The organism is Streptomyces sp. NPDC058525, assembly GCF_042719495.1.
Taxonomy (GTDB): domain Bacteria; phylum Actinomycetota; class Actinomycetes; order Streptomycetales; family Streptomycetaceae; genus Streptomyces.
In genome coordinates, this window is record NZ_JBHXNP010000025.1 from 1 (window position 1) to 23,893 (window position 23,893).

At 74.1% G+C, this 23,893-nt stretch carries 1 protein-coding gene; it reads right to left on the reverse strand.

Translation table 11 applies throughout. The features are described from left to right. Positions 1-104 precede the first annotated feature (104 nt). A complete protein-coding gene (locus ACFWP3_RS14715; protein ID WP_384220401.1) occupies positions 105-23,861 on the reverse strand; it encodes an amino acid adenylation domain-containing protein in 23,757 nt (7,918 codons plus the stop codon). Between the last annotated feature and the right edge of the window lie 32 nt (positions 23,862-23,893).

Consider the following 23,893-nt stretch of genomic DNA (forward strand, 5'->3'; position numbering starts at 1 on the left):
GGCGGCCCCGGGGCCCCCACCCCCCTCCCCCGTCCCGCCCGCCCCCGCCCCCCCGGGGGGGCCGGGGGGCGCCGCCGCCCGTGCCCGGCGCACGCCACGGGCGTTCACGCGCCGGGCGTCGGCTCGGCGGGGACCGCCTCGGTCAGCAGCCGGGCCATGGCCTCGGGGTTCTCCATCGGTGCCGAGTGCGCGCCCTCGATGGTGCGGGTCGCGAACGTGCCCCTGGTCAGGGCGGACCAGCCCTTCATCGTGCCCTCGGGCAGCACCGGGTCGGCCGTGGCCGACACCGCCGTGACCGGGATGTCCAGCGGGCCCCTGCGGTCGGTGTCCAGCATGCGCTGGTACCGGGTCCACATCGCGGAGTCGTTGCGCAGGTTCTCCAGGTAGCCGGCGAAGACCTCCTCGTGGGCGAGGATCTCGTCGGGCAGCACCCCCCGGAAGGCTTCGGCCAGGTTTCCCGGCTCCGCCGTGTCCCACAGCGCCGACACCTCTTGGAACCGCTGGAGCTCCTGCGGTGCCTCGGTGAAGGGGGGCAGCGCGCAGGCGGCGACGAGGGACAGTGCCGGTCCGCCCGCCCTGCTGCCCAGCCGGTGGGCGATCTCCCAGACTCCGCTCGCGCCCTGGCTGTGCCCGTACAGGACGACCGGCACGTCGAGACGGTCGGACATCTCCGCCACGACGCGGTCGACGAGGAGGTTCACATCGCCCACCGGGGCCTCCCCGCCGACGCCTTCACGGCCGGGAACGCGGATGCCGAGCAGTTCCACGTCCTCGGGGAGGTACGGGACGAGCGGGATGTGGGCTGTGGTCGTGCCGCCCATTCCCGCCATGCACAGGATCCGCGCCCTGGGGTTCCGCGCCGGCTTGAGCACCCGCACCAGCAGGTCGGCCGAGGCCGGGGCCGTCGGCGAGGCCGTGGTCGGGGCGCCGGTGCCGGGCGGGCGCCCGGTGAGTTCGTCGACGAGGTGTTCCGCGATGCCCGCACAGCTGCCGTGCCGGAACAGTACGTCGGTGCCGAGCGGCAGGCCGGTCCGCCGGGCGAGCCTGGCGCGCAGGCCGACCGCCATCAGCGAGTCCATCCCGAGCTGCTGGAGAGGCTGTTCGGCGGGGATGTCCGCCACCCCGAGGGCAGCGGCGGCCTCGACGCGGACCAGTTCGAGCACGGTGCGCAGCCCTGCGTCGCGTCCCAGGCCCGCCAGCCGCTCGCCGAGTCCGCTCTCCCGGCGCGTGCCGGTCATCTCGGCGCGCGCCTCCGGGATGCCCAGCAGCAGCGGACGCCGCCGGGCGACGCAGAAGGTGGGGGTGAAGCGGGACCAGTCGATGTCGGCGACGCCCAGCGCCACCCGGTCCGTTCCGAGTACCAGGTCCAGTGCGCCCAGTGCCCGGTCCGGGGCCATCATCCGCAGTCCCCGTTCCCAGAGCTGCTCCTCGGCCTCCGCCGTCACCATGCCTCCGTCGGCCCAGCCGCCCCAGTGGACGACGGTGGCCGTGAGTCCGCCCGCCACCCGGTGCCGGGCGAGGGCGTCCAGCGCGGCGTTGCCGGCCGCGTAGGTGGTGCCGCCGCCGGCGCCCCACAGGCTGGCGCCGCTGCCGTACAGCAGGAACGCGTCCAGGGGGCGGTCGCCTAGCAGTTCGTGCAGGTGCCAGGCGCCGGACACCTTCGCGGAGAGTTCCTCTACGGCCTGATCGCCGTCGAGTTCGGACAGCAGTGCCATCCCGGCGATGCCCGCGAGGTGGGCGACGACCGTCAGCGGCGGGCCGTCGGCGTCGATGCGACCGATCAGTTCGGCGACCTGCCTCCTGTCACCGACGTCGCAGGCCGCCGTCACGATCTCCGCGCCGGCCGCCTCGAGTTCCTCGCGGAACGGTGCGGGGACCTCGCCGGAGCGGGAGGCGAGTACGACGCGTCGCGTGCCGCGTTCCGCGAGCCAGCGGGCGAGGCGCCGGCCGAGGGCGCCGGTGCCGCCGGTGATCAGGGCGGTGCCGCTGGTCGTCCAGGGCGAGCGGGGTGCGGGCGTGGTGCGGCGCAGCCTGCGTACGTACAGGCCGTCGGCGCGGAGCGCGATCTGGTCCTCGTCGTCACCGGCGAGGACGGCGCGGACGAGCTGCCCGGCCCAGTGCGGGTGCGGCTGTTCGGGCAGGTCCGCGATGCCGCCCCAGCCTTCGGGGCGTTCCAGTGCCGCGACCCGGCCCAGTCCGTGGAGCAGGGCCTGCTCGGGACGGGTGACCGGATCGGCCGGGTCCACGCCGACGGCGCCCCTGGTGACCAGCCACACCGGGGCTGCGGGGTGGCTCGTTCCGAGTTCCTGGAGCAGTCGTACGGTCCGGAGGAAGGCGTGCCGGGTGCCGTCCTCGTCCGGCGGCGTCAGGACGATCACGCCCTGGAGCTCCGCCGGCAGGGAGGCGAGGCCGTCCGGGTCCGTGCCGGCCCGGTGCGTGCCGGCTCCTGCTTCGCGGAGTGCCGTGACCAGCTCGGCGGCGGGTGACGCGGGGTCCCCAAGGACGGCCCAGACCCCGTCTGCCGGCGCGGGGGCCGGGGCGGGTGCGGCGGGCTGCCAGGTCTCCTCGTACAGCCAGTCGGCGATCCCGGCGTGGTCGTCGAGGCTCTCGTGCCAGCGTCGGAGCAGCGGCAGCAGGTCCATGACGCTGTCCCGGTGCCGGCCGGACGCGCCGAGCAGCTCGGCGAGTGCGTCCGCCCCGCCCGCACCGACGGCGTCCCAGAACCGCTGGTCGGTCGTCTTGCGGCGGGCGGGTTCCTTCCAGTGGCGCTGCCGCTGGAAGGCGTAGCCGGGCAGGCCGACCATGCGGCCGTCGGGGACGGCCGCCGGCCAGTCGACGGCGACACCGTGCGCGTGCAGGGCGCCGAGGGTGCGCTGGAGCCGGTCCAGGCCGCCCTGGTCGCGTTCCATGGCCGCCAGGACCACGGCGTCCCGGTCCGCGCCGCCGTCGGCCAGTGGCATGGCCAGCACGGGGTGCGGGCTGACCTCGACGAACACCGTGTATCCGTCGGCGAGCAGCTGCTGCTGGGCGAGGTCGAGCCGTACGGGTTCGCGCAGGTTCCGGCACCAGTAGGCGGCGTCGAGCTCTTCGCCGGAGGCCTGCCGGCCCAGGACGGTGGAGTAGAGCGGGATGTCGGTCGGGCGGGGGCGCAGCGGGGCGAGGCGGTCCCGCAGGCCCGGCAGCAGTGCGTCCATGTGCGAACTGTGGGACGCGCAGGAGGTGTTCAGCTTGCCGCACCACACGTCCTGGTCGTCCCACGCGTAGAGCAGCTCTTCGACGACCGTCCGGTCTCCGGAGATGACCGTGGATCCCGGTGTGTTGACCACGGCGACCGAGACGGCGTCCCCGTAGGGGGCCAGCGCCGTCTCGACTTCGGACACGGGGAGTTCCACGGTCGCCATCTCGCCGTCCGAGTGCAGCGCGGCGAGGGCCGTGCTGCGTGCGGCGACGATCCTGGCGCCTTCGTCCAGGGTCAGGGCGCCGGAGACGACGGCCGCGGGGATCTCGCCCTGGCTGTGTCCGACGACGGCCTGGGCTTCCAGGCCCAGTTCCCGCATGGCCGCGGCCAGGCCGAGGTACATGGTGAACAGCACGGGCTGGGCGATGTCCAGGCGGTCCCAGGCGATGCGGTCCTCGTCCTGGAGCAGTTCGCGGACCGACCAGCCGGTCCAGGGGCGCAGTGCCTCGTCGCAGCGGTCGACCGTGTCGGCGAAGGCCGGGCTTTCGGTGAGCAGGCGCCGGGCCATGCCCGGCCACTGCGAACCCTGGCCGGGGAAGACGAGGACGACCTTGCCGGGCCGTGCGGTGGCGAGGGTGACCGAGGTGTCCGGCCGGTCCTGGGCGATGGCGGTCAGTCCTTCGATGACCGCGGGCAGGTCGGGTCCGGCAACCGATGCGCGTTCGGCGAAGTGTTCGCGGTGCCGGGTGGTGGTCCAGGCCAGGTCGGTGAGGGTGGTGTCGGGGTGTTCGGTGAGCCACCGGGCCCATCGGCGGGCCTGGTCCCGCAGTGCCTGCGGGGTCCGTCCGGAGACGACGACGGGCGCCGCGGCGGGTGCCGGGGCTGGCTGTGCGATGGGGCGGGGCTGTGGCGGCTGTTCGAGTACCAGGTGGGCGTTGGTGCCGCCGATGCCGAAGGAGGACACTCCGGCCCGACGGGTGCCCGCCCAGGCCCGGGTGTCGTCGCTGATCCGCAGGACGGCCGGGTCCAGGCCCAGTTCGGGGTTGACGCGCTGGAAGTTGACCGTGGGCACAAGCTCCCCGTGGTAGACGCACAGCGCGGCCTTGACCAGCCCGGCGAGGCCCGCGGCCACGTCGGTGTGGCCGATGTTGGACTTCACCGATCCGACGGCGCAGGGCTCGTCGCGGTCGGGGGTGAAGACCTCCTGAAGGGCCTGGATCTCGATGGGATCGCCCATGGCGGTGGCCGTGCCGTGTGCTTCGACGTAGCCGATGTCGGCGGACGAGAGTCCGGCGTCGGCGAGGGCGTCGGTGATGACGGTGGCCTGCCCGTTCACGCTGGGAGCGGTGAACCCGACCTTGTCGGAGCCGTCGTTGTTGATGGCGCTGCCGCGGACGACCGCGTAGATCCGGTCCCCCGCCTCGACCGCGTCCGCCAGCCGGCGCAGCACCACCGCCACCACACCGTTGGCGAGGACCGTGCCCGCGCCGTCGGCGTCGAAGGGCCGGCAGTGGCCGTCCGGCGAGGCCACGAAGCCTTCCTGGTACTGGTAGCCCTGTTCCAGGGGGAAGGTGAGTGCGGAGGCGCCGACGAGTGCCACGTCGGACTCTCCGCGCAGCAGGCTCTGCCGGGCCAGGTGGGTGGCGACCAGACCCGTGGAGCAGGCCGTCTGCACCGTCAGCGCGGGACCGCGCAGGTTCAGCTTGTGCGCCAGGCGGGTGGCGAGGAAGTCGTTCTTGTTGCCGATCGCCGAGCGGAAGACCTCCGAGGCGTCCTCGGAGTCGCCCTGGTCGTAGCCGCCGAAGCCGACTCCGCCGAAGACCCCGATGCGGCCGGGGTCGGCGCCGGGCAGGATGCCGGCGTCCTCCAGGCCCTGCCAGGCCGTCTCCAGGAAGAGCCGGTGCTGCGGATCCATGTTCTCCGCTTCGGCCGGGGAGCATCGGAAGAACTCGGCGTCGAAGAGGTCGGCGTCCTCCACGTAGCCCTTGGCCGGGACGAACCCGGGGTCCTCCAGCACGCTCCTGGCTATCCCGGCGTCGAGCAGCTCCTGCTCGGTGAAGCGGCGGATCGACTCGACCCCGCCGCGCAGGTTCGCCCAGAACTCCTCCGCGTCGCGCGCGCCCGGCAGCCGCAGGGCCACGCCGACGATCGCCACCGCGTCCTCGTCCGAACGCTCCCGGCGCGTCGCGGCCGCGGTCACCGTGCGCGTGGTGTCGCCGCGCAGGTACGCGGTGAGCTGCCGGACGGTGGAGTAGCGGAACAGCGTCGCGAGCGGGAACTCGCGGTCCAGGGCGGCGCAGAGCCGCTCGTGGACCCGCAGCGCCGCCATCGACGTTCCGCCCAGTTCGAAGAAGCCCCGGTCCGGGTCCACCTCGGCCAGGTCCAGTACCTGCGACCAGGCCGAGACCACCGCGTCCCACACCCGGTCGCCCTCGGCGGCCGGCTGCGCGGGCTCCTGCCGCGGCGCGGGCAGTGCGGCCAGTGCCAGCCGGTCGATCTTGCGGTTCGGTGTCAGCGGCAGGCTGTCCTGCCGGACCCAGCGCGCGGGCAGCATCGACACGGGCAGCCGCGCCGCGGCGTGCCCGGCCAGCTCCTGCGGGTCGGCGTCCCCGGAGTAGTACACCCACAGGGCCGCCGGGCCGGCGTCCTCGCGTACGACCGCTGCGGCTTCCCGCACACCGGCGCAGCCGGCGGCCACGGACTCGATCTCGCCGAGCTCGATGCGGTGTCCGGCCAGCTTCACCTGGCTGTCCACGCGGCCGCAGTACTCCAGTGAGCCGTCCTCGCGGTAGCGGACGACGTCCCCGGTGCGGTACATCCGCCCCGCGCCCTCGTACGGGTCCGCCACGAACCGCTCGTCGGTCAGCGCGGCCCGGTTCCAGTAGCCCCGCGCGACACCGCGCCCGCCGATCCACAGCTCACCGCGGCAGCCGCGCGGTACGGGCTGCCGGTGCCGGTCGAGCACGGCCAGCCGGGTGTCGAGGACGGGCGATCCCAGCGAGACCGGGCCGGGCCCGACCCGCCAGGTCGTCGACCAGACGGTGGTCTCCGTGGGCCCGTACATGTTGAGCACGTCGCCGCCGCAGGTCCGCAGCAACCGGTCGGCCAGGCCGCGGTCGAGCGCTTCGCCGCCGACCAGCAGCAGCCGCAGCCCGCCGAGCAGCTCGCGGCCTTCCGCGTCCGCCAGCAGCATCCTGGCCAGGGACGGCGTGCACTGCAGGTGCGTCGGCCCGTACTGCCGGTATCCGGCCCACGCGCCGAGTTCTCCGCCGGCGATGACCACGCGGTGGCCCCTGGTCAGGGTCCACAGCAGTTCGAGGCCGGAGATGTCGAAGGACACGCTGGTCACGGCGAGCCAGGTGGCGTCGGCGCCGGCGCCGACGCGGTCGTCCATGGCCAGGCAGAAGGCGGCGAACTGGGCGTGTTCGACCACCACGCCCTTCGGGGTGCCCGTCGAGCCCGAGGTGTAGATGACGTAGGCGGGATCGGACGGTTCCGGTCGGAGCGGCGGAGCCGCGTCCGGCTGTCCGTGGTGCCCGTCTTCGGCGAACTCCTCGGCGATCTCCTCGACGGACAGCACCCGCGGACCGTCCGGCAGGACGTCGGCGAGGGAGCCGGTCGAGATCACCACCCCGAGGCCGCTGTCGGACACCACATGGTCCAGCCGCGCCTTCGGGTACGCCGGGTCCAGCGGAACGTAGGCGGCCCCGGCCATCCAGGTGCCGAGCATCGCCACCGGCAGATCGGCCGTGCGGGGAAGGCAGAGGCCGACCAGGTCGCCACGGGTCACGCCCAGTGCGGCGAGCCGCCGGGCGATCGCGCGGGCCCGCACGGACACCTCCCGGTAGGTCAGCTCCCGTCCGTCCGAGACCACGGCCACCGCGTCGGGCGTCCGCGCCGCCTGTTCCAGGATCCGCTGGTACGCGGTCTCGCCGGCGGGCCGGGCCGCGACGTCGCCGCCGTGCTCGGCGAGCCACCGGCGCTCCGTGCCGCAGAGCAGTTCGCTCTCCCGGACCGGACGCCCGGGCCGCTCGGCCAGCGAGGCCAGCAGGGTCTCGAAGTTGGCGGCCATGCGGTCGGCCGCGTCCCGGTCCAGGACGTGCGACTGGAACTCCAGCTCCCCGCGCAGCACATCGCCGTCGGCGGTCAGGGTCAGGCCCAGCTCGAACTTCGACGCGCCCCGCACGTTGCCGGACACGCTGCCCGTGCTCGGAAGCCGCCAGGCCTCCTCGCCCGTGCCGATCGTGGGGAAGGCCGCGCCGCCGTAGTTGAACACCGCCCGGAACAGCGGGTTCTCCTCGCCGGTCCGGTCACCGCCGGCGACCCGCACGACCTCGGTCAGCGGGACGCTCTGGTGCTCGAACACCCCCCGCACACGCGTGTGCGTGCGGGCGAGGACGTCCTCGAAGGACACCGCCCCGGTGAGGTCGCAGCGCAGCGGCAGGGTGTTCGCCAGGAATCCGAAGGTCTCCGCGACCTGCGGCAGCTCCCTCGCCGACCAGATCGTGCCGATGCTGAAGTCGTACTGGTCGGTGTACCGGGCGAGCAGCACCGCGAAGGCGCTGACGTACACGGTGTACCCCGTGACGCCATGGCGCGCGGCCAGCTCCTCCAGAGCGGCCCGGAGCTCCGCGGGCACGGTGAAGTGCACGGCGTCGCCCTGCTCGCCCTCGGCGTGTTCGGCGTTCTCGGCCGTGTCCCGGGCGGGGAGTTCCAGGCGCTGGGCACCGTCCAGCTCGGACGCGAAGTACGCGAGCGAGCGCTCGAAGGCGCCCTGCTCCACGGCCTGCTTCTCCCATCGCGCGTAGTCGCCGAGGTGGTAGCGGACCTCCGGCAGCCCGGGGGTGTGCTGCCCGGCGAGGGCCCGGTACGTCTCGTACAGCTCGTTCAGCAGCAGGGACAGCGACCAGCCGTCGGTGATGGCGTGGTGCAGGGTGAGGCACAGGGTCCACATCTCGCCGGAGTCCACCAGCAGGCAGCGGAACAGGCTCTCGGCGTCCAGCTCGAACGGGGTCCGTTCCTCCGCGCGCAGCGTCCGGTCGAGCGCGTCGGCGCCGGCCACCCGCTCGTGCCGCAGCGGGACGGTGAACTCCCGGTGCACCACCTGGACCAGTTCGCCGTCGCGCAGCTCCAGTCCGGTGCGCAGCGCCTCGTGACGTTCCATCACCGTACGCAGTGCCCGGTCGAACGTCTCCGGGGACAGGGGGCTCTTCACCTCCAGCCGGAGGACGGCGTTGTACTGCGCGGAGTCCGGATGCATCCGCTCCAGGAACCACAGGCGGCGCTGGCCCTCGGTCGCCGGGTGGACGTCGCGCCGCTCGGCGCGTTCCATCACCGAACCGGCGGGCGGCAGCTCGGAGAAGGCGTGGGCCAGCAGGTGGTCCACGACGGCCCGGGGCGTGGGGTGCTCGAAGGCGAGCGTGGACGGCAGCGGTGTGCCGGTCACCTCGCTGAGCCGGTTGCGCAGTTGCAGGGCCATCATCGAGTCCAGCCCGCGCTCCTGGAACCGCTCGTCCACGGGCATGGGTTCGCCGAGTCCGAGGACGCCGCGCAGGACCTCTTGCACGGCCTCCAGTACGGCGGGAGCACGGGCCGGCTCCGGCAGTGCCGCCAGCCGGGCCGCCAGGTCCGCGGGGGGTGCCTGCCGTTCCTGCCGGGTGCGGGATCCGCCGTCGATCCAGTAGCTCTGCCGCTGGAAGGCGTAGCCGGGCAGGCCGACCAGCCGTCCGGGGCCGTCGACGATCCGGGTCCAGTCCACCGGGTGGCCGTGGACGTGCAGTGCGCCGAGGCCGCGCACGATCTGGTCGAGGCCGCCGTGGTCGCGGCGCAGGCTGCCCAGGACCACTCCGCCCCGGTCGGCGGTGAAGGCGGTCAGCGGGATGGCCAGCAGCGGGTGGGCGCTGATCTCGGTGAACACGCCGAAGCCGGCGGTGCTCAGGGCGTCGAGCGCCAGGTCCATGCGCACCGGTTCGCGCAGGTTGCGGCACCAGTAGCGGGCGTCCAGGACCTCTCCGCCGATCGGCGCGCCGGTCACCGTGGAGTACATCGGCACGGTCGTCGCGCGGGGGCGCACATCGCTCAGCGCCGCTTCGACCTCGGGCAGCATCGGGTCGACCAGGCCGCAGTGTCCGGCCCGGTCCGCCTTGATCCGGCGGGAGAACACGTCACGGTCCGCCAGCTTCGCGAGCAGGTCGCCCACCGCGTCCGCCGCGCCGGCCACCACCACCGAGCCCGGGGTGTTGACCACGGCCACCGACAGCGCCCCGCCGTATCCGGCGAGGAGTTCCTCCACCTCCGCCAGCGGCAGTCCCAGCACGGCCATGCCGCCCGAGCCGCTCTCGATGCGGTCGAAGGCCTGGCTGCGGACGGCGACCACCTTGGCGCCCTCCTCCAGGGTCAGCGCTCCGGCGACCACGGCGGCGGGCACCTCGCCCTGGCTGTGGCCGACCACGGCCTCCGGTTCCAGGCCGACGGACCGCCACACTTCCGCCAGGCCGAGTGCGACCGTGAACAGGGCGGGCTGGGTCACCTCGACGTCGTCCAGGCTCAGCCCGCTCGCCTCGGGGTCCTGGAGCAGTTCGCGGACCGACCAGCCGGTCCAGGGGCGCAGTGCCTCGTCGCAGCGGGCGACCGTGTCGGCGAAGGCCGGGCTTTCGGCGAGCAGCCGCTGCGCCATGCCAGGCCACTGCGATCCGTGGCCGGCGAAGACGAACACGACCTTGCCGCGTTCCTCGGCCACGCCGGTGCACACCGCGTCGTCGGCGTCCCCGTGCCCGAGCGCGGTCAGTCCGCGCACCGCCTCGTCCAGGTCATGGGCGACCACGGCGGCCCGGTGCTCGAAGTGCCGGCGGTTTCGGGTGGTGGTCCGGGCGAGGTCGGTGAAGGGGGTGTCGGGGTGCCGGGTGAGCCAGTCGGCCCATTGGCGGGCCTGGTCCCGCAGTGCCTGCGGGGTCCGTCCGGAGACGACCACGGGCGCCGCGGCGGGTGCCTCGGCGGTGGGCGTGGACGGCTGCGGCGGCTGTTCCAGTACCAGGTGGGCGTTGGTGCCGCCGATGCCGAAGGAGGACACTCCGGCCCGACGGGTGCCCGCCCAGGCCCGGGTGTCGTCGCTGATCCGCAGGACGGCCGGGTCCAGGCCCAGTTCGGGGTTGACGCGCTGGAAGTTGACCGTCGGCACCAGCTCCCCGTGGTAGACGCACAGCGCGGCCTTGACCAGTCCGGCCAGGCCCGCGGCCACGTCGACGTGGCCGATGTTCGACTTCACCGAGCCGAGCGAGCACGGCTCGTCGCGGTCGGCGGTGAAGACCTCCTGGAGGGCCTGGACCTCGATGAGGTCGCCCATGGCGGTGGCCGTGCCGTGTGCTTCGACGTAGCCGATGTCGGCGGGCGACAGTCCGGCGTCGGCGAGGGCGTCGGTGATGACGGCGGCCTGGCCGCTCACGCTGGGAGCGGTGAACCCGACCTTGTCGGAGCCGTCGTTGTTGATGGCGCTGCCCCGGATGACCGCGTAGATCCGGTCCCCCGCCTCCACGGCGTCCGTCAGCCGGCGCAGCACCACCGCCACCACGCCGTTGCCCACCACGGTGCCCTGGCGCTCGGCGTCGAACGCACGGCAGGAGCCGTCCGGGGAGAAGACGAAGCCCTCCTGGTGGTAGTAGCCGTACTCCAGGGGGAAGGTGAGCGCCGAAGCGCCGACGAGTGCCACGTCGGTCTCCCCGCGCAGCAGGCTCTGCCGGGCCAGGTGGGCGACGACCAGACCCGTGGAGCAGGCCGTCTGCACGGTCAGCGCGGGACCGCGCAGGTTCAGCTTGTGCGCCACCCTGGTGGACACGAAGTCGGACTTGTTGCCGAGGAGATTGCGGTAGAACTCGTGGAGTTCGGTGATCTCGTCGCCGCGGACGGTTCCGGTGTTGTAGCCGCCGAATCCGGCGCCGGCGAAGACTCCGATGCGGCCGTGGTCGGCGCCGGGCAGGATGCCGGCGTCCTCCAGGCCCTGCCAGGCCGTCTCCAGGAAGAGCCGGTGCTGCGGATCCATGTTCTCCGCTTCGGACCGCGAGTAGCCGAAGAACTCGGCGTCGAAGAGATCGGCGTCCGCCACGTAGCCCTTGGCCGGGACGAACGCGGGATCGTCCAGCACGCTCCTGGGCACCCCGGCGTCCAGCAGCTCCTGGTCCGTGAAGCGGCGGATCGACTCGACTCCGCCGCGCAGGTTCGCCCAGAACTCCTCCGCGTCGCACGCGCCCGGCAGCCGCAGGGCCACGCCGACGATCGCCACCGCGTCCTGGTCCGGGCCCGGGCCCGTGTCCCTGTCCGTACGCTGCTCGGACGTCGCCGCCGCCGTCGCCGTAGCCGGGGTCGCCGCGGACGTGGGGGTGTCGGCGCGCAGGAACGCGGTCAGCTGCCGCACCGTGGAATGGCGGAAGAGCGTCGCGAGCGGGAACTCGCGGCCCAGGCCGTCACGGACCAGCTCGTGGACCCGTACCGCCGTCAACGACGTGCCGCCCAGGTCGAAGAACCCGCTGTCCGGGTCCACCTCGTCCGGCTCCACCTCCAGCACCTGCGACCAGGCCGAGAGCACCGTCTCCCACACCCGGTCACCGCCGGCGGCCGACTCTCCGGCCTCCGGCTCGGGCTGCGGCTGCGGCTGCGGCACGGGCAGTGCGGCCGACTCCGGCGGCACGCCGTCGCCGTGCCGCCGGAACCGGCCCTCTTCCCCGGTGTGGAGCAGCGACAGCCGGCTGATCGGCAGGCCGCCGTCCCGGACGAAGGAGGTCAGCAGGGTCTCGAAGTTCGCGACCATGAGCCGTGCGGATTCCCGGTCCAGTACGTGGGTCCGGAACTCCAGCTCCCCGCGCAGTCCCTCCGCGGCGGGCGCGAGGCTCATCGTCAGCTCGAACTTGGCGGTTCCCACGACGTTGCCGGTGAAGAATCCGGCGAGCGGCCGCCACGTGTCGTCGTCCGGCTCCGCGCCCAGACCGTAGTTGAACACCGCCCTGAACAGCGGGTTCTCCTCGCCGTTGCGCTCGGCGTCGACGACCTTGACGACTTCGGACAGGGGCACGTTCTGGTGCTCCATCACACCGAGCACACGGGACCTCATCGCCGCCAGCAGCTCGGGCACGTCCGGATCGGCGGAGAGGTCGCAGCGCACTGGCAGGGTGTTGGCGAGGAAGCCGACGATCTCCGCCGACCCGGACAGCCCGCGCCCGGACCACACCGTGCCGATGCCGAAGTCCCGCTGGTCGCCGTACCGGGCGAGCAGTACCGCGAAGGCACTGGCCAGCACCGTGTACAGGGTGACCCCCGCCTCGGAGGCGAGGGCCTCCAGCTCGCCCCGGAGGGCGTCGGACACGGCGAATCCGACCTTGTCCGCGCCGGAGTCCGGGTCGCTCGGGGGCAGTTCCAGACGTGGGACCCCGGACAGTTCGGCCCGGAAGAAGCCGAGCCCGGTCTCGAAGGCTCCCCGCTCGATGGAGTCCCGCTCCCAGCCGGCGTAGTCGCCGAGGTGCACGAGCGACGCACTCCCGCTGTCGGGAACCCGGCCGGCGCGGAACTCACCGTACGCGGCGAACAGTTGATTGAGCGTCATGACCAGCGACCAGGCGTCGACGATCGCGTGGTGCAGGGTGAGGCAGACCACCTGTTCGTCGGCGCCGGTCAGCACCAGGCAGCGCAGCAGCACGGGGCCGGACAGGTCGAAGGGCGTCTCGGCCTCGACGCGGATCCGGTCGGCCAGCTCATCGGGGCCGGCGACCTCCTCGAAGCGCAGCGGGCTGCCGAACTCCTCGTACACCACCTGGACCAGTTCGCCGTCGCGGCTCTCCAGGCCCGTGCGCAGTGCCTCGTGCCGCCGCACCACGTGCTCGACGGCTGAGGCGAACGCCTCGCGGTCCAGCGGTCCGGGTCCGGCGACCCGGACCGGCATCGTCACGTTGTACTCGGCCGTGCCGGGGCGCATCTGCTCCAGGAACCACAGCCGGCGCTGCCCCTCGGTCGCCGGATGGACGTCGCGTCGCTCCACACGTTCCACGCGCGGACGGACCGCTTCCTGCCCGAGGTCTCCCAGGCAGCCGTTCAGGTACTCCGCCAGGCGGGCGGGCGTCGGGTGGTCGAAGACGGCCGTCGCGGGCAGGGACAGTCCGGTCTCGGCGGACAGCCTCCGGCGCAGTTCCACGGCCATCAGGGAGTCCAGCCCGAGTCCGGTGAACTCCGCGTCGGGGCGGATCTCGTCGGGTCGGCCCAGTGCCGCGGCCGCTTCGCGCCGCACCAGGTCGGCCAGCGCGCGGACGCGCTGCGGTTCCGGCAGGGCGGACCAGCCGGTGTCGGCGCTGTCCGTACGGGTGTCCGCGAGCCTGCGCATCCGGGTCCTGCCGCGCAGCAGCGGCGAGCGGTCGTCCTCGGCCCCGGACAGATCGACCCGCAGGGGTACGAGGTGCGCCCGCCGGCTGGTCAGCGCGGTGTCGAGAGCCCCCAGTGCCTGGGCGCCGGTCAGCGCGGCCACGCCCTGCCTGCGCATCCGGGCCAGTTCCGCCCGGCCCAGGTGCGCGGTCAGGCCCGTACCGGCCTGCTCCCACAGTCCCCAGGACAGGCTCAGCGCGGGAAGGCCCTGCCGGCGCCGCTCGAGCACGACCGCGTCCGCGAACGCGTTCGCCGCGGCGTAGCCGCTCTGCCCGGCGCTTCCGAGGACGCCCGCGGCGGACGAGAACACCACGAACCAGGCCGGCGGACGGTCCGCGGTCAGCTCGTGCAGCCACCGTGCCGCGCGCGCCTTCGGCGCCCAGACGCGTTCCAGACGCTCCGGGGTCTGGTCGGTGAGCAGCCCGTCGTCGAGTACGCCGGCCAGGTGCCACACGCCGACGAGGTCCGGGACGGACTCCACGAGTCCGGCCAGCTGCTCGCGGCTGGTGACGTCGCAGGCCACCACGCGTACGTCGGCGGCCCCGGCGGCGGTCAGTTCGGCGACCAGCTCGTCGGAACCGTCCGCGGCGCCGCCCCGGCGGGAGGCCAGTACCAGCTTGCGCACGCCCCATGCGCCCACCAGGTGCAGGGCGACCTGCCGGCCCAGTTCACCGGTGCCGCCGGTGATCAGCACCGTGCCCTCGGCCGCGGGCGCGGTGCCGCCGCCGTCGGGTGCCGTGTCGTGCGGGGAGAACCGGACCAGCCGGGGCACCCGTACCGTACGGCCGCGGACCACCAGCTCCGGCTCGGGCAGGGTCAGTGCCGCCCGCACCGTGTCCGCATCGGCGTCGGCGTCCACGTCGAGCAGCCGCACCGGGTGTCCCTCGGCGCGCGCCGCACGCAGCAGCCCCCACAGGGGCGCAGAGGTCAGGTCGACGCCCTCGCCCTCGTCCGCGGAGATCGCCCGACGGGTCACCCAGACCAGTTCGGTGCCGGCCGGCCGGGGATCGGCCAGCAGGTCACGCGCACGGGCCAGGGCCGCCGCGGTGAACTCCTCCGGGGTGCCGGAGGGCCGGGTGGCATCCACGACGATGCGGGACGGAACCGGTCCGGTTGCGTTGCCGTTTCCGGTTCCGGTTCCGGTTCCGGTTCCGGTTCCGGGGTCCAGTACGGGCAGTCCGAGCGCGGCCGCGAGGGGGCCGGCGGTGATCACGGTGTCCGCGAGCCCGGCGGCGGCGGGCGACGCCGGGCACTCCTGGAACTCCAGCCGGTACAGGTGCTGCTGCGCCGCCGTCCGCAGGCCCTCGGCGCGGGCCTCCCGGAGGCGGAGGCCCGCTGTGACGACCAGGTCCCCGTGCTCGTCCGTCACGCACAGCTCGGCCTGCTCGCGCGTGCTGTCGAGGCGTACGCGCACCCGTACGACCGAGGCCCCGGTCGCGTACAGCCGGGCGTCGCTCCACTCGAACGGCAGCAGGACCCGCTTGCCGTCGCGGTGCCGCGCGTTCTCGTCGCCGGCTTCCTCGGCTTCCTCGGCGGTGAGGATCGTGTGGAGCGCGGCGTCCAGGAGGGCGGGGTGGATCCCGAAGCCTTCGGGCCGCAGGTCCTCCGGGAGGCGGAGGAGGGCGTAGAGGTCGTCGCCCTGCCGCCACAGGGCGCCGAGGCCCTGGAAGGCGGGGCCGTAGTCGAGTCCGCGCTCGCGGAAGCGCTCGTAGAACCCGTCCAGGGACACGGGTGCCGCGGACCCGACCGCCGCCGCCCAGTCGAGGGGTTCGGGGGCGTGCGGGGGCGTGCCGTGGGCGAGTTGGGCGGTGGCGTGGGTGGTCCAGGGCGTGTCGGGGTGGGTGTCGGGGTCGGGGTGGGTGTGGACGGTGGCCTGGCGGCGCCCGTGGCCGTCGAGGTCGGTGACGGCGATCTGAAGGCGCAGCCGCCCGGTCTCGGGCAGGACCAGCGGGGTGGTGAGGGTCAGCGTCTCCACCGTGGCGGCGCCGACCCGTTCGGCGGCGGTGAGGACCATGTCGAGGATCCCGGTGCCGGGCAGCAGCGTCGTGCCGAACACGCGGTGGTCGCCCAGCCAGGCCTGCCCGCCGTCGGTGGGGTCGATCGTGCCGGTGAGGATCAGTCCGTCGCCGGAGGCCAGCGGTGTCGACAGGGTGAGCCACGGGTGGTCCACCCCGTCCACCCCGTCCACGCCCCGGCCGGAGGCGTTCGCGGGCGTGGTGCCGGGGGCGGCGAGCCAATGGCGCCGGCGGTCGAAGGCGTACGTGGGCAACTCGCTCGCCGGCGTGGTCCGGGGGACGAGTTGGTGCCAGGGCCATGCGTCGGCGTGGGCGAGGCCGGCGCGGACCCACGAGGTGAGGACGTCGGCGGTGTCGCCTTGGTCCCGGTGGGCGCTGGCCACGGCGACTCCGCCGTGCTGCCGGGTGATCTCGTCGAGGACCATCGCCATGACGGGGTGCGGGCTGATCTCGATCCAGGTGTGGTGGCCGTCGGCGGTGGCCGCCTGGGCGGCCTGGTCGAAGCGGACCGGCCGGCGCAGGTTGGCGCACCAGTAGTCGGCGTCCAGCTCGCCGTCCCGGACCGTGCGGCCGTGGACGGTGGAGTACATCGGGATCCGTCCGGCGGCCGGCTGGAGGCCGGCGAGCTCCTCGGCCAGGGCGGGCAGGAGGGGGTCCATGTGGGCGCTGTGGGAGGCGTAGTCGACCTGTACCCGGCGGGCGAACACGTCCTCGGTCTTCAGCTGCGCCAGCAGGGTGTCCAGGGCGTGGGCGTCCCCGGAGATCACCGTGGACGTGGGTGTGTTGACCGCGGCGATCGACAGGCCGGTGCCGGCCAGGCGTTCGGCGATCCACTCGTGGCCGCGTTCGACGACGGCCATGCCGCCCTGACCGCGGCACGTGGCCACGGCCCGGGAACGGGCCGCCACGATCTTCGCGCCCTGTTCGACGGTCAGGATGCCCGCGACGACCGCGGCGGCCACTTCGCCCTGCGAATGCCCGATCACGGCCTGCGGGGTGATGCCCATGGACTCCCACCACGCGGCCAGGCCCAGGCTCATCGTGAACAGCGCCGCCTGGACCTCCTCCACCCCGGACAACGGCCGCCGCCCGGTCACCACCTCGGTCACCGACCAGCCCGTCCACGGCAGCAGGGCGGCGTCGCAGGCGGCCACGGCACGGGCGAACGCGGGCGAACCCTCGTACAGCGCCCGGCCCATGCCCTCCCACTGCGAACCCTGACCCGGGAACACCCACACACCCCCGGCACCGGCCTCGCCCAGGGCCTCATCGCCCAGAGCGCCGACGGGGGCGATCACACCGGCCGTCTCGATCCCCTCGGCCAGTGCTTCCAGTCGGCTGATGGCCTCGTCGCGGTTGGCGGCCAGTACGGCTCCCCGCTGGTCGAACCAGCTGCGGTGCCACAGCGCGGTGGACGCCACCCGGTCCAGCGGGACCTCCGGGTGCGCGCGCCACCAGGCGGCCCAGCGCCGGGCCTGCGCCCGCACCACACCCGCGTCCCGGCCCGAGACCACCACCGGGAACACGCCCTCCGGCACGGCCTGTTCGGGGACGGCGGGTACGGCGGGCGCCTCCTCCAGGACGAGGTGGGCGTTGGTCCCGCTGAGCCCGAACGACGACACGCCCGCCCGCCGTACCCGGGAGTCCTCCCGCGGCCAGGAGCGCGCCTCGCCCAGCAGCCGCAGCCCGCTGCCCTCCCATGCGACATGGGGGCTCGGCTCGTCGGCGTGCAGGGTCGCGGGCAGCTGCTCGTGCTGGAGCGCCAGCACCATCTTGATCACGCCTGCGACGCCCGCGGCGGCCTGGGCGTGCCCGATGTTCGACTTCGACGAACCGAGGTACACCGGCCGCTGCGCGGATCGGCCCGGTCCGAAGACCTCGGCCAGGGCTCCCGCCTCGATCGGGTCGCCGAGGGGGGTGCCGGTGCCGTGCGCCTCGATCGCGTCCACGTCCGCCGGGGACAGCCCCGCACGCGACAGGGCCTGCTGGATCACCCGCCGCTGCGAGGGCCCGTTCGGGGCGGTCAGCCCCTGGGACCGGCCGTCCTGGTTGACGGCCGAACCTCGGATGACCGCCAGGACGCGGTCGCCGTCTGCGTGCGCGGCCGACAGCCGCTTGAGCACGAGCACACCGCAGCCCTCGGACCAGCCGGCCCCGTCCGCATCGGCGGAGAAGCTCTTGCACCGGCCGTCGGCGGCCATGCCCCGCAGCCGGGAGAACTCCACGAACAGCGAGGGTGTCGACATCACGGTCACGCCACCGGCCAGCGCGACATCGCACTCCCCCTGGCGCAGCGCCGTCACCGCCAGGTGCAGCGCCACCAGCGAGGACGAACACGCCGTGTCCACCGTCACCGCCGGGCCCTGCAACCCCAGTGAGTACGAGACCCGGCCCGACAGCACGCTGCCGGCGCTGCCCATCGAGCCGTACGCGTCGAGCGCACTCAGGTCGTGCCGGTGGAATCGGTCGTAGTCCGACCCCATCGCACCGAGGTACACGCCGGTGTTGCTGCCCTCGAGGCTTTCGGGGCGGAATCCGGCGCGCTCCAGGGCCTCCCACGAGGCTTCCAGCACCAGCCGCTGCTGCGGGTCCATCGCCTGCGCCTCGCGCGGCGGTATCCCGAAGAAACCGGCGTCGAACTCCTCGACGTCCCGCAGGAATCCACCCGTGCGCGCATAGCTCTTGCCCACGGCCTCCGGATCCGGGTCGTACACGTCCCAGCCGTCCCACCGCGACGGAAACCCCTCGATCGCGTCCCCGCCCGAGGACAGCAGCTCCCAGAACTCCTCCGGAGTCCCCACCCCGCCCGGCAGCCGGCACGCCATCGACACGATCGCGACCGGATCGTCATCCCGGTCCTCGTCCGCGGCCCGTACGACGGCCCCGGCGGGCGCCGCGGCCGGTGACAGGTCCATCCGTTCCAGGAGGAACTCGGCCATGGCGGCCGGGGTCGGGTGGTCGAAGGCCAGCGTCGCGGGCAGCGGCACCTCGGTCTCCTGCGAGATCCGGCGCCGCAGTTCCACGGCCATCAGCGAATCGAGGCCGAGGTCGCGGAGCACCTGCTGGGCCGGCACCGCGCCCTTGTCCGGGAGGCCGAGCACGCTCGCCGCCGCCGACCGCACGAGCAGCGCCACCGTCTCCCGCCGCTGCTCGGGGGAGAGCGCGGCGAGCCTGCCGCGCAGGCCCGAGGGGGTCTCCCCCGCGTTCGCCCGCCGCAGGCGCGTCCTGACCATGCCGCGGAGCAGCGCCGGCACCTCGCCCTGGCCGCGGTGCAGCGCGGCGAGCCCGAGCCGCACGGGAACCAGGTGTCCCCGCGTATCCACCGCCAGCGCCGCGTCCAGTGCGCGCAGCCCCTGGTCCACGGACAGCGGCTCGACGCCCATGCGCCGGATCCGGGTCAGCTCGGCCCGGCCGAGATGTGCGGTGAGCCCCGTGCCGGCCTGCTCCCACAGTCCCCAGGACAGGCTCCTGGCGGGCAGGCCCGCGTGCGTCCGCCAGACGGCGAAGGCGTCGAGGAAGGCGTTGCCCGCGGCGTACGTGCTCTGGCCGGGGCTTCCGAGCACTCCGGCGAGCGAGGAGAACATGACGAACTCGGACAGCGCGTGCCCGCGCGTGAGTTCGTGCAGGTGCAGCGCCGCGTCCAGCTTCGGAGCCAGTACGCGCTCCAGCCGTCCCGCGTCCTGGTCCGGCAGCAGTCCGTCGTCCAGTACGCCGGCCAGGTGCCACACCGAGTCCAGATCGTCGATGGAACCGATCAGAGCGGCGAGGGCCTCCCGGTCGGCGACGTCACAGGCCACGATCCGTACGCGGTCGGCCCCGGCCTCGGTGAGTTCGGCGGCGAGGCCCGCGGCCCCCGGGGCCCGGTCGCCCTGACGCGAGGTCAGCACGAGGCTCCGGACGCCGCGGGTGCGCACCAGGTGCCGGGCCAGCTCCCGGCCCAGCTCACCGGTTCCGCCGGTGATCAGTGCCGTTCCCTCCGGGGCCGGCGTTCCCCCGGTGGCGCCTTCCGGCTCCGGCTCGACGGCGACCAGCCGCGCGACCCGGATCTCCCCCGCCCGTACGGCGATCTCGGGCTCGTCCGCGACGGACACGGCCCGGGCGAGCGCGGCGGTGTCCTCGGCCGCGGAGCCGGTGTCCACCAGCCGCAGGGACCGCTGCGGGTACTCGGCGCGCGCGGCCCGGACCAGGCCCCAGACCGGGGCGTGCACCAGACCGTCGACGCCCTCCCCCGGCTCGGCCGGTACGGCCTGCCGGGTCACCCAGACCAGTTCGGTCCCCTCCAGCCGGGACTCGGCCAGCAGGACCTGCAGCAGGTGCAGTGCGGCGGCGGTGGCCGTGTGCACCGCGTCCGCCAGATCGCCCTCGTCCCGCGCGGTGCCGTCGACGACGAGGCGGGCCGGGGGTTCGGCGCCGGCGTCGAGCCGGGCGCGCAGCCCGTCCAGGTCGGTGACGGGCAGTCCGCCGGTCGCGTGCGCGAGACCGCCGGAGCCGCCGAGCACCCAGGTCTCGGCCGGTACCTCGCGGGTCGCGGGGGAAGGCCGGAAGTCGAGCCGGTAGAGGTGGTCGCCCGTACGCTGCCGCAGCTGCTGCTCGGTCGCCGGGCGCAGGACGAGCGCGTCCACGTAGGCCACCGGATCGCCGTGGGCGTCCGTCATCCACAGCCGGGCCTCGGACGACGCGGGGTCCCGCTCGATCCGGACGCGCAGTTCCGTGGCCCCGGTGGCGTACAGCTCCACCCCGGTCCACTCGAAGGGGAGCAGCACCCGTCCGGTGTCGGCGTCCAGTACGGAGACCGCGTGCAGCGCCGCGTCCAGCAGCGCCGGATGCACCGCGAAGCCGCCGGCCGCCGCGCTCTCGGCCTCGGCCTCGGCCTCGGTCGCCGGCTCGGGCAGGCGGACCACGGCGTGGGCGGTGTCGCCGCTGCGGGAGAGCTCCACCAGGCCCTGGAACGCGGGTCCGTAGTCGATCCCGCGCTCGCGCAGCCGGTCGTAGAACCCGTCCAGGTCCACGGGCGTGGTGCCCGCCACCGGCCCGCTCCGCAGTTCCCGGAAGCCGGCGCCGTGGGTGTCGCCGTGGGTGTCGCCGGCCGTCGGGCGGGTGAGCCGGGCGGTGGCGTGGGTGGTCCAGGGCGTGTCGGGGTGGGTGTCGGGGCCGGGGTGGGTGTGGACGGTGACCTGACGGTCGCCGTGGCCGTCGGCGCCGGTGACGGCGACCTGGACGCGCAGCGCGCCGGTGTCGGGGAGGACGAGGGGGGTGGTCAGGGTGAGGGTGTCGATCCCGGTGGCGCCCACGCGTTCGGCGGCGGCGAGGACCATGTCGAGGATCCCGGTGCCGGGCAGAAGCACGGTGTCGAACACCTTGTGGTCGTGCAGCCAGCGCTGTCCGGGTGCGGTGGCGTCGATCCTGCCGGTGAGGACGAGGCCGTCGTCGTCGGCCAGCGGGGTGGAGAGGGTGAGCCAGGGGTGGTCGAGCCCGTCCGCGCCCCAGGCCGAGGGGTCGGCCGGGGTGCTCCCGGAGGTGGGGAGCCAGTGGCGCCGGCGGTCGAAGGCGTAGGTGGGGAGGGCGGTTTCCACCGGGGTCCGCGGCACCGCGCGCTCCCACGGCCAGCCGTTCCCGCGGACCAGTCCCGTACGGACCCATGCGGACAGCACGTCGGTGGTGTCGGCCCGGTCCCGGTGGGCGGTGGCGACGGTGGTTCCGCCGTGGTGCTGGGCGATCTCGTCGAGGGCCATCGCCATGACGGGGTGGGGGCTGACTTCGATCCAGGTGTGGTGGCCTTCGGCGGTGGCCGCCTGGGTGGCCTGGTCGAAGCGGACCGGCCGGCGCAGGTTGGCGCACCAGTAGTCGGCGTCCAGCTCGGTGCCGTGGACCAGACGGCCGTGGACGGTGGAGTAGAGCGGGATCCGTCCGGCCGTCGGCTGAAGTCCGGCGAGTTCCTCGGCCAGGGCGGGCAGGAGGGGGTCCATGTGGGCGCTGTGGGAGGCGTAGTCGACCTGCACCCGGCGGGCGAACACGTCCTCGGCCTTGAGGCCGGCGAGGAAGGTGTCGAGGGCGTCGCTGTCTCCGGAGATCACGGTGGATCCGGGGGTGTTGACCGCGGCCACGGACAGTCCGGTGCCGGTGATGCGTTCGGTGATCCAGTCCAGGCCGCGTTCGACGACGGCCATGCCGCCCTGACCACGGCACGCGGCCACGGCCCGGGAACGGGCCGCCACGATCTTCGCGCCCTGTTCGACGGTCAGGATGCCCGCGACCACCGCGGCGGCCACTTCGCCCTGCGAATGCCCGATCACGGCCTGCGGGGTGACGCCCATCGACTCCCACCAGGCGGCCAGGCCCAGACCCATCGCGAACAGCGCCGCCTGGACCTCCTCCACCCCGGACAACGGCCGCCGCCCGGTCACCACCTCGGTCACCGACCAGCCCGTCCACGGCATCAGAGCCGCATCACAAGCGGCCACGGCACGGGCGAACGCGGGCGAACCCTCGTACAGCGCCCGGCCCATCCCCTCCCACTGCGAACCCTGACCCGGGAACACCCACACACCCCCGCCACCGGCCTCGCCCAGGGCCTCATCGCCCAGGGCCTCGACGGGGGCGATCACGCCCACGGCGTCCGTACCGTCGGCGAGCGCTTCCAGCCGGTCGATGGCCTCGTCCCGGGTGGTGGCGAGGACGGCTCCGCGGTGGTCGAACCAGCTGCGGTGCCACAGCGCAGTGGAGGCGACCCGGTCCAGCGGGACCTCCGGGTGCGCGCGCCACCAGGCGGCCCAGCGCCGGGCCTGCGCCCGCACCACGCCCGCGTCCCGGCCCGAGACCACCACCGGGAACACGCCGTCGGTGGCGGCTCCGGCGAGGTCGGGCCCGGCGGCAGCTGCGGGCTCCTCCGGGGAGGCGGTGGCCGCCGGTGCCTCTTCGAGGACGAGGTGGGCGTTGGTGCCGGACAGGCCGAACGACGACACGCCCGCGCGCCGCGGCCGGGACTCCGCCCGGGACCAGGCGCGTGCCTCGCCCAGCAGCCGCAGTCCGCTGCCCGCCCATTCGATGTGCTCGCTGGGCCGCTCGGCGTGCAGGCTCGGGGCCAGCTGCTCGTGCTGGAGCGCCAGCACCATCTTGATCACACCTGCGACGCCAGCGGCGGCCTGGGCATGGCCGATGTTCGACTTCGACGAGCCCAGCCACACCGGCTGCTCGGCGGACCGTCCCGGCCCGAAGACCTCGGCCAGCGCGCCGGCTTCGACCGGGTCGCCCAGCGGAGTCCCGGTGCCGTGCGCCTCGATCGCGTCCACGTCCGCCGGGGAGAGCCCCGCACGCGACAGGGCTTCCCTGATCACGCGCTGCTGCGAGGGCCCGTTCGGGGCGGTCAGCCCCTGGGACCGGCCGTCCTGGTTGACGGCCGAACCGCGGATCACGGCCAGGACGCGGTCACCGTCGGCCTGCGCGGCCGACAGCCGCTTGAGCACGAGCACACCGCAGCCCTCGGACCAGCCGGCCCCGTCCGCATCGGCGGAGAAGCTCTTGCACCGGCCGTCGGCAGCGGTGCCGCGCAGCCTGGAGAACTCCACGAACACCGACGGCGTCGACATCACGGTCACACCGCCGGCCAGCGCGACGTCGCACTCGCGCTGCCGCAGCGCCGTCACCGCCAGGTGCAGGGCCACCAGCGAGGACGAACAAGCCGTGTCCACGGTGACGGCCGGGCCCCGCAGCCCCAGTGAGTACGACACCCGGCCCGACAGCACGCTGCTCGCCCTGCCGGTGTTGACGTAGCCGTCCTGGTCCCCGAGGTCGTGCCCCAGGCTGCCGTAGTCGCCGTTCATCGTGCCCAGGTACACACCGGTGTTGCTGTTCTCGACGGCTTCCGAGGGGTACCCGGCCCGTTCGAGGGCTTCCCAGGCGGTCTCCAGGACGACCCGCTGCTGGGGGTCCATCGCCCGTGCCTCGCGCGGCGGTATGCCGAAGAAGCCCGCGTCGAACTCCTCGACGTCCCGCAGGAATCCACCCGTGCGCGCATAGCTCTTGCCCACGGCCTCCGGATCCGGGTCGTACACGTCCCAGCCGTCCCACCGCGACGGGAACCCCTCGATCGCGTCCCCGCCCGAGGACAGCAGCTCCCAGAACTCCTCCGGAGTCCCCACCCCGCCCGGCAGCCGGCACGCCATCGACACGATCGCGACCGGTTCGGTCAGTTGTGCCTCCAGATCGGTCGCCCGCCGCTTGAGCTCCCGGATCGCGGGCAGGGCGAGTTCGAGCCGACTCTGTTCAGACATCAGGAGTTCCTTCCGGGAAGTGCGGGGTGTGG

Excerpts from the sequence above, each read along its gene's own strand:
- ACFWP3_RS14715 (WP_384220401.1), bottom strand. The coding sequence starts at position 23,861 with ATGTCTGAACAGAGTCGGCTCGAACTCGCCCTGCCCGCGATCCGGGAG.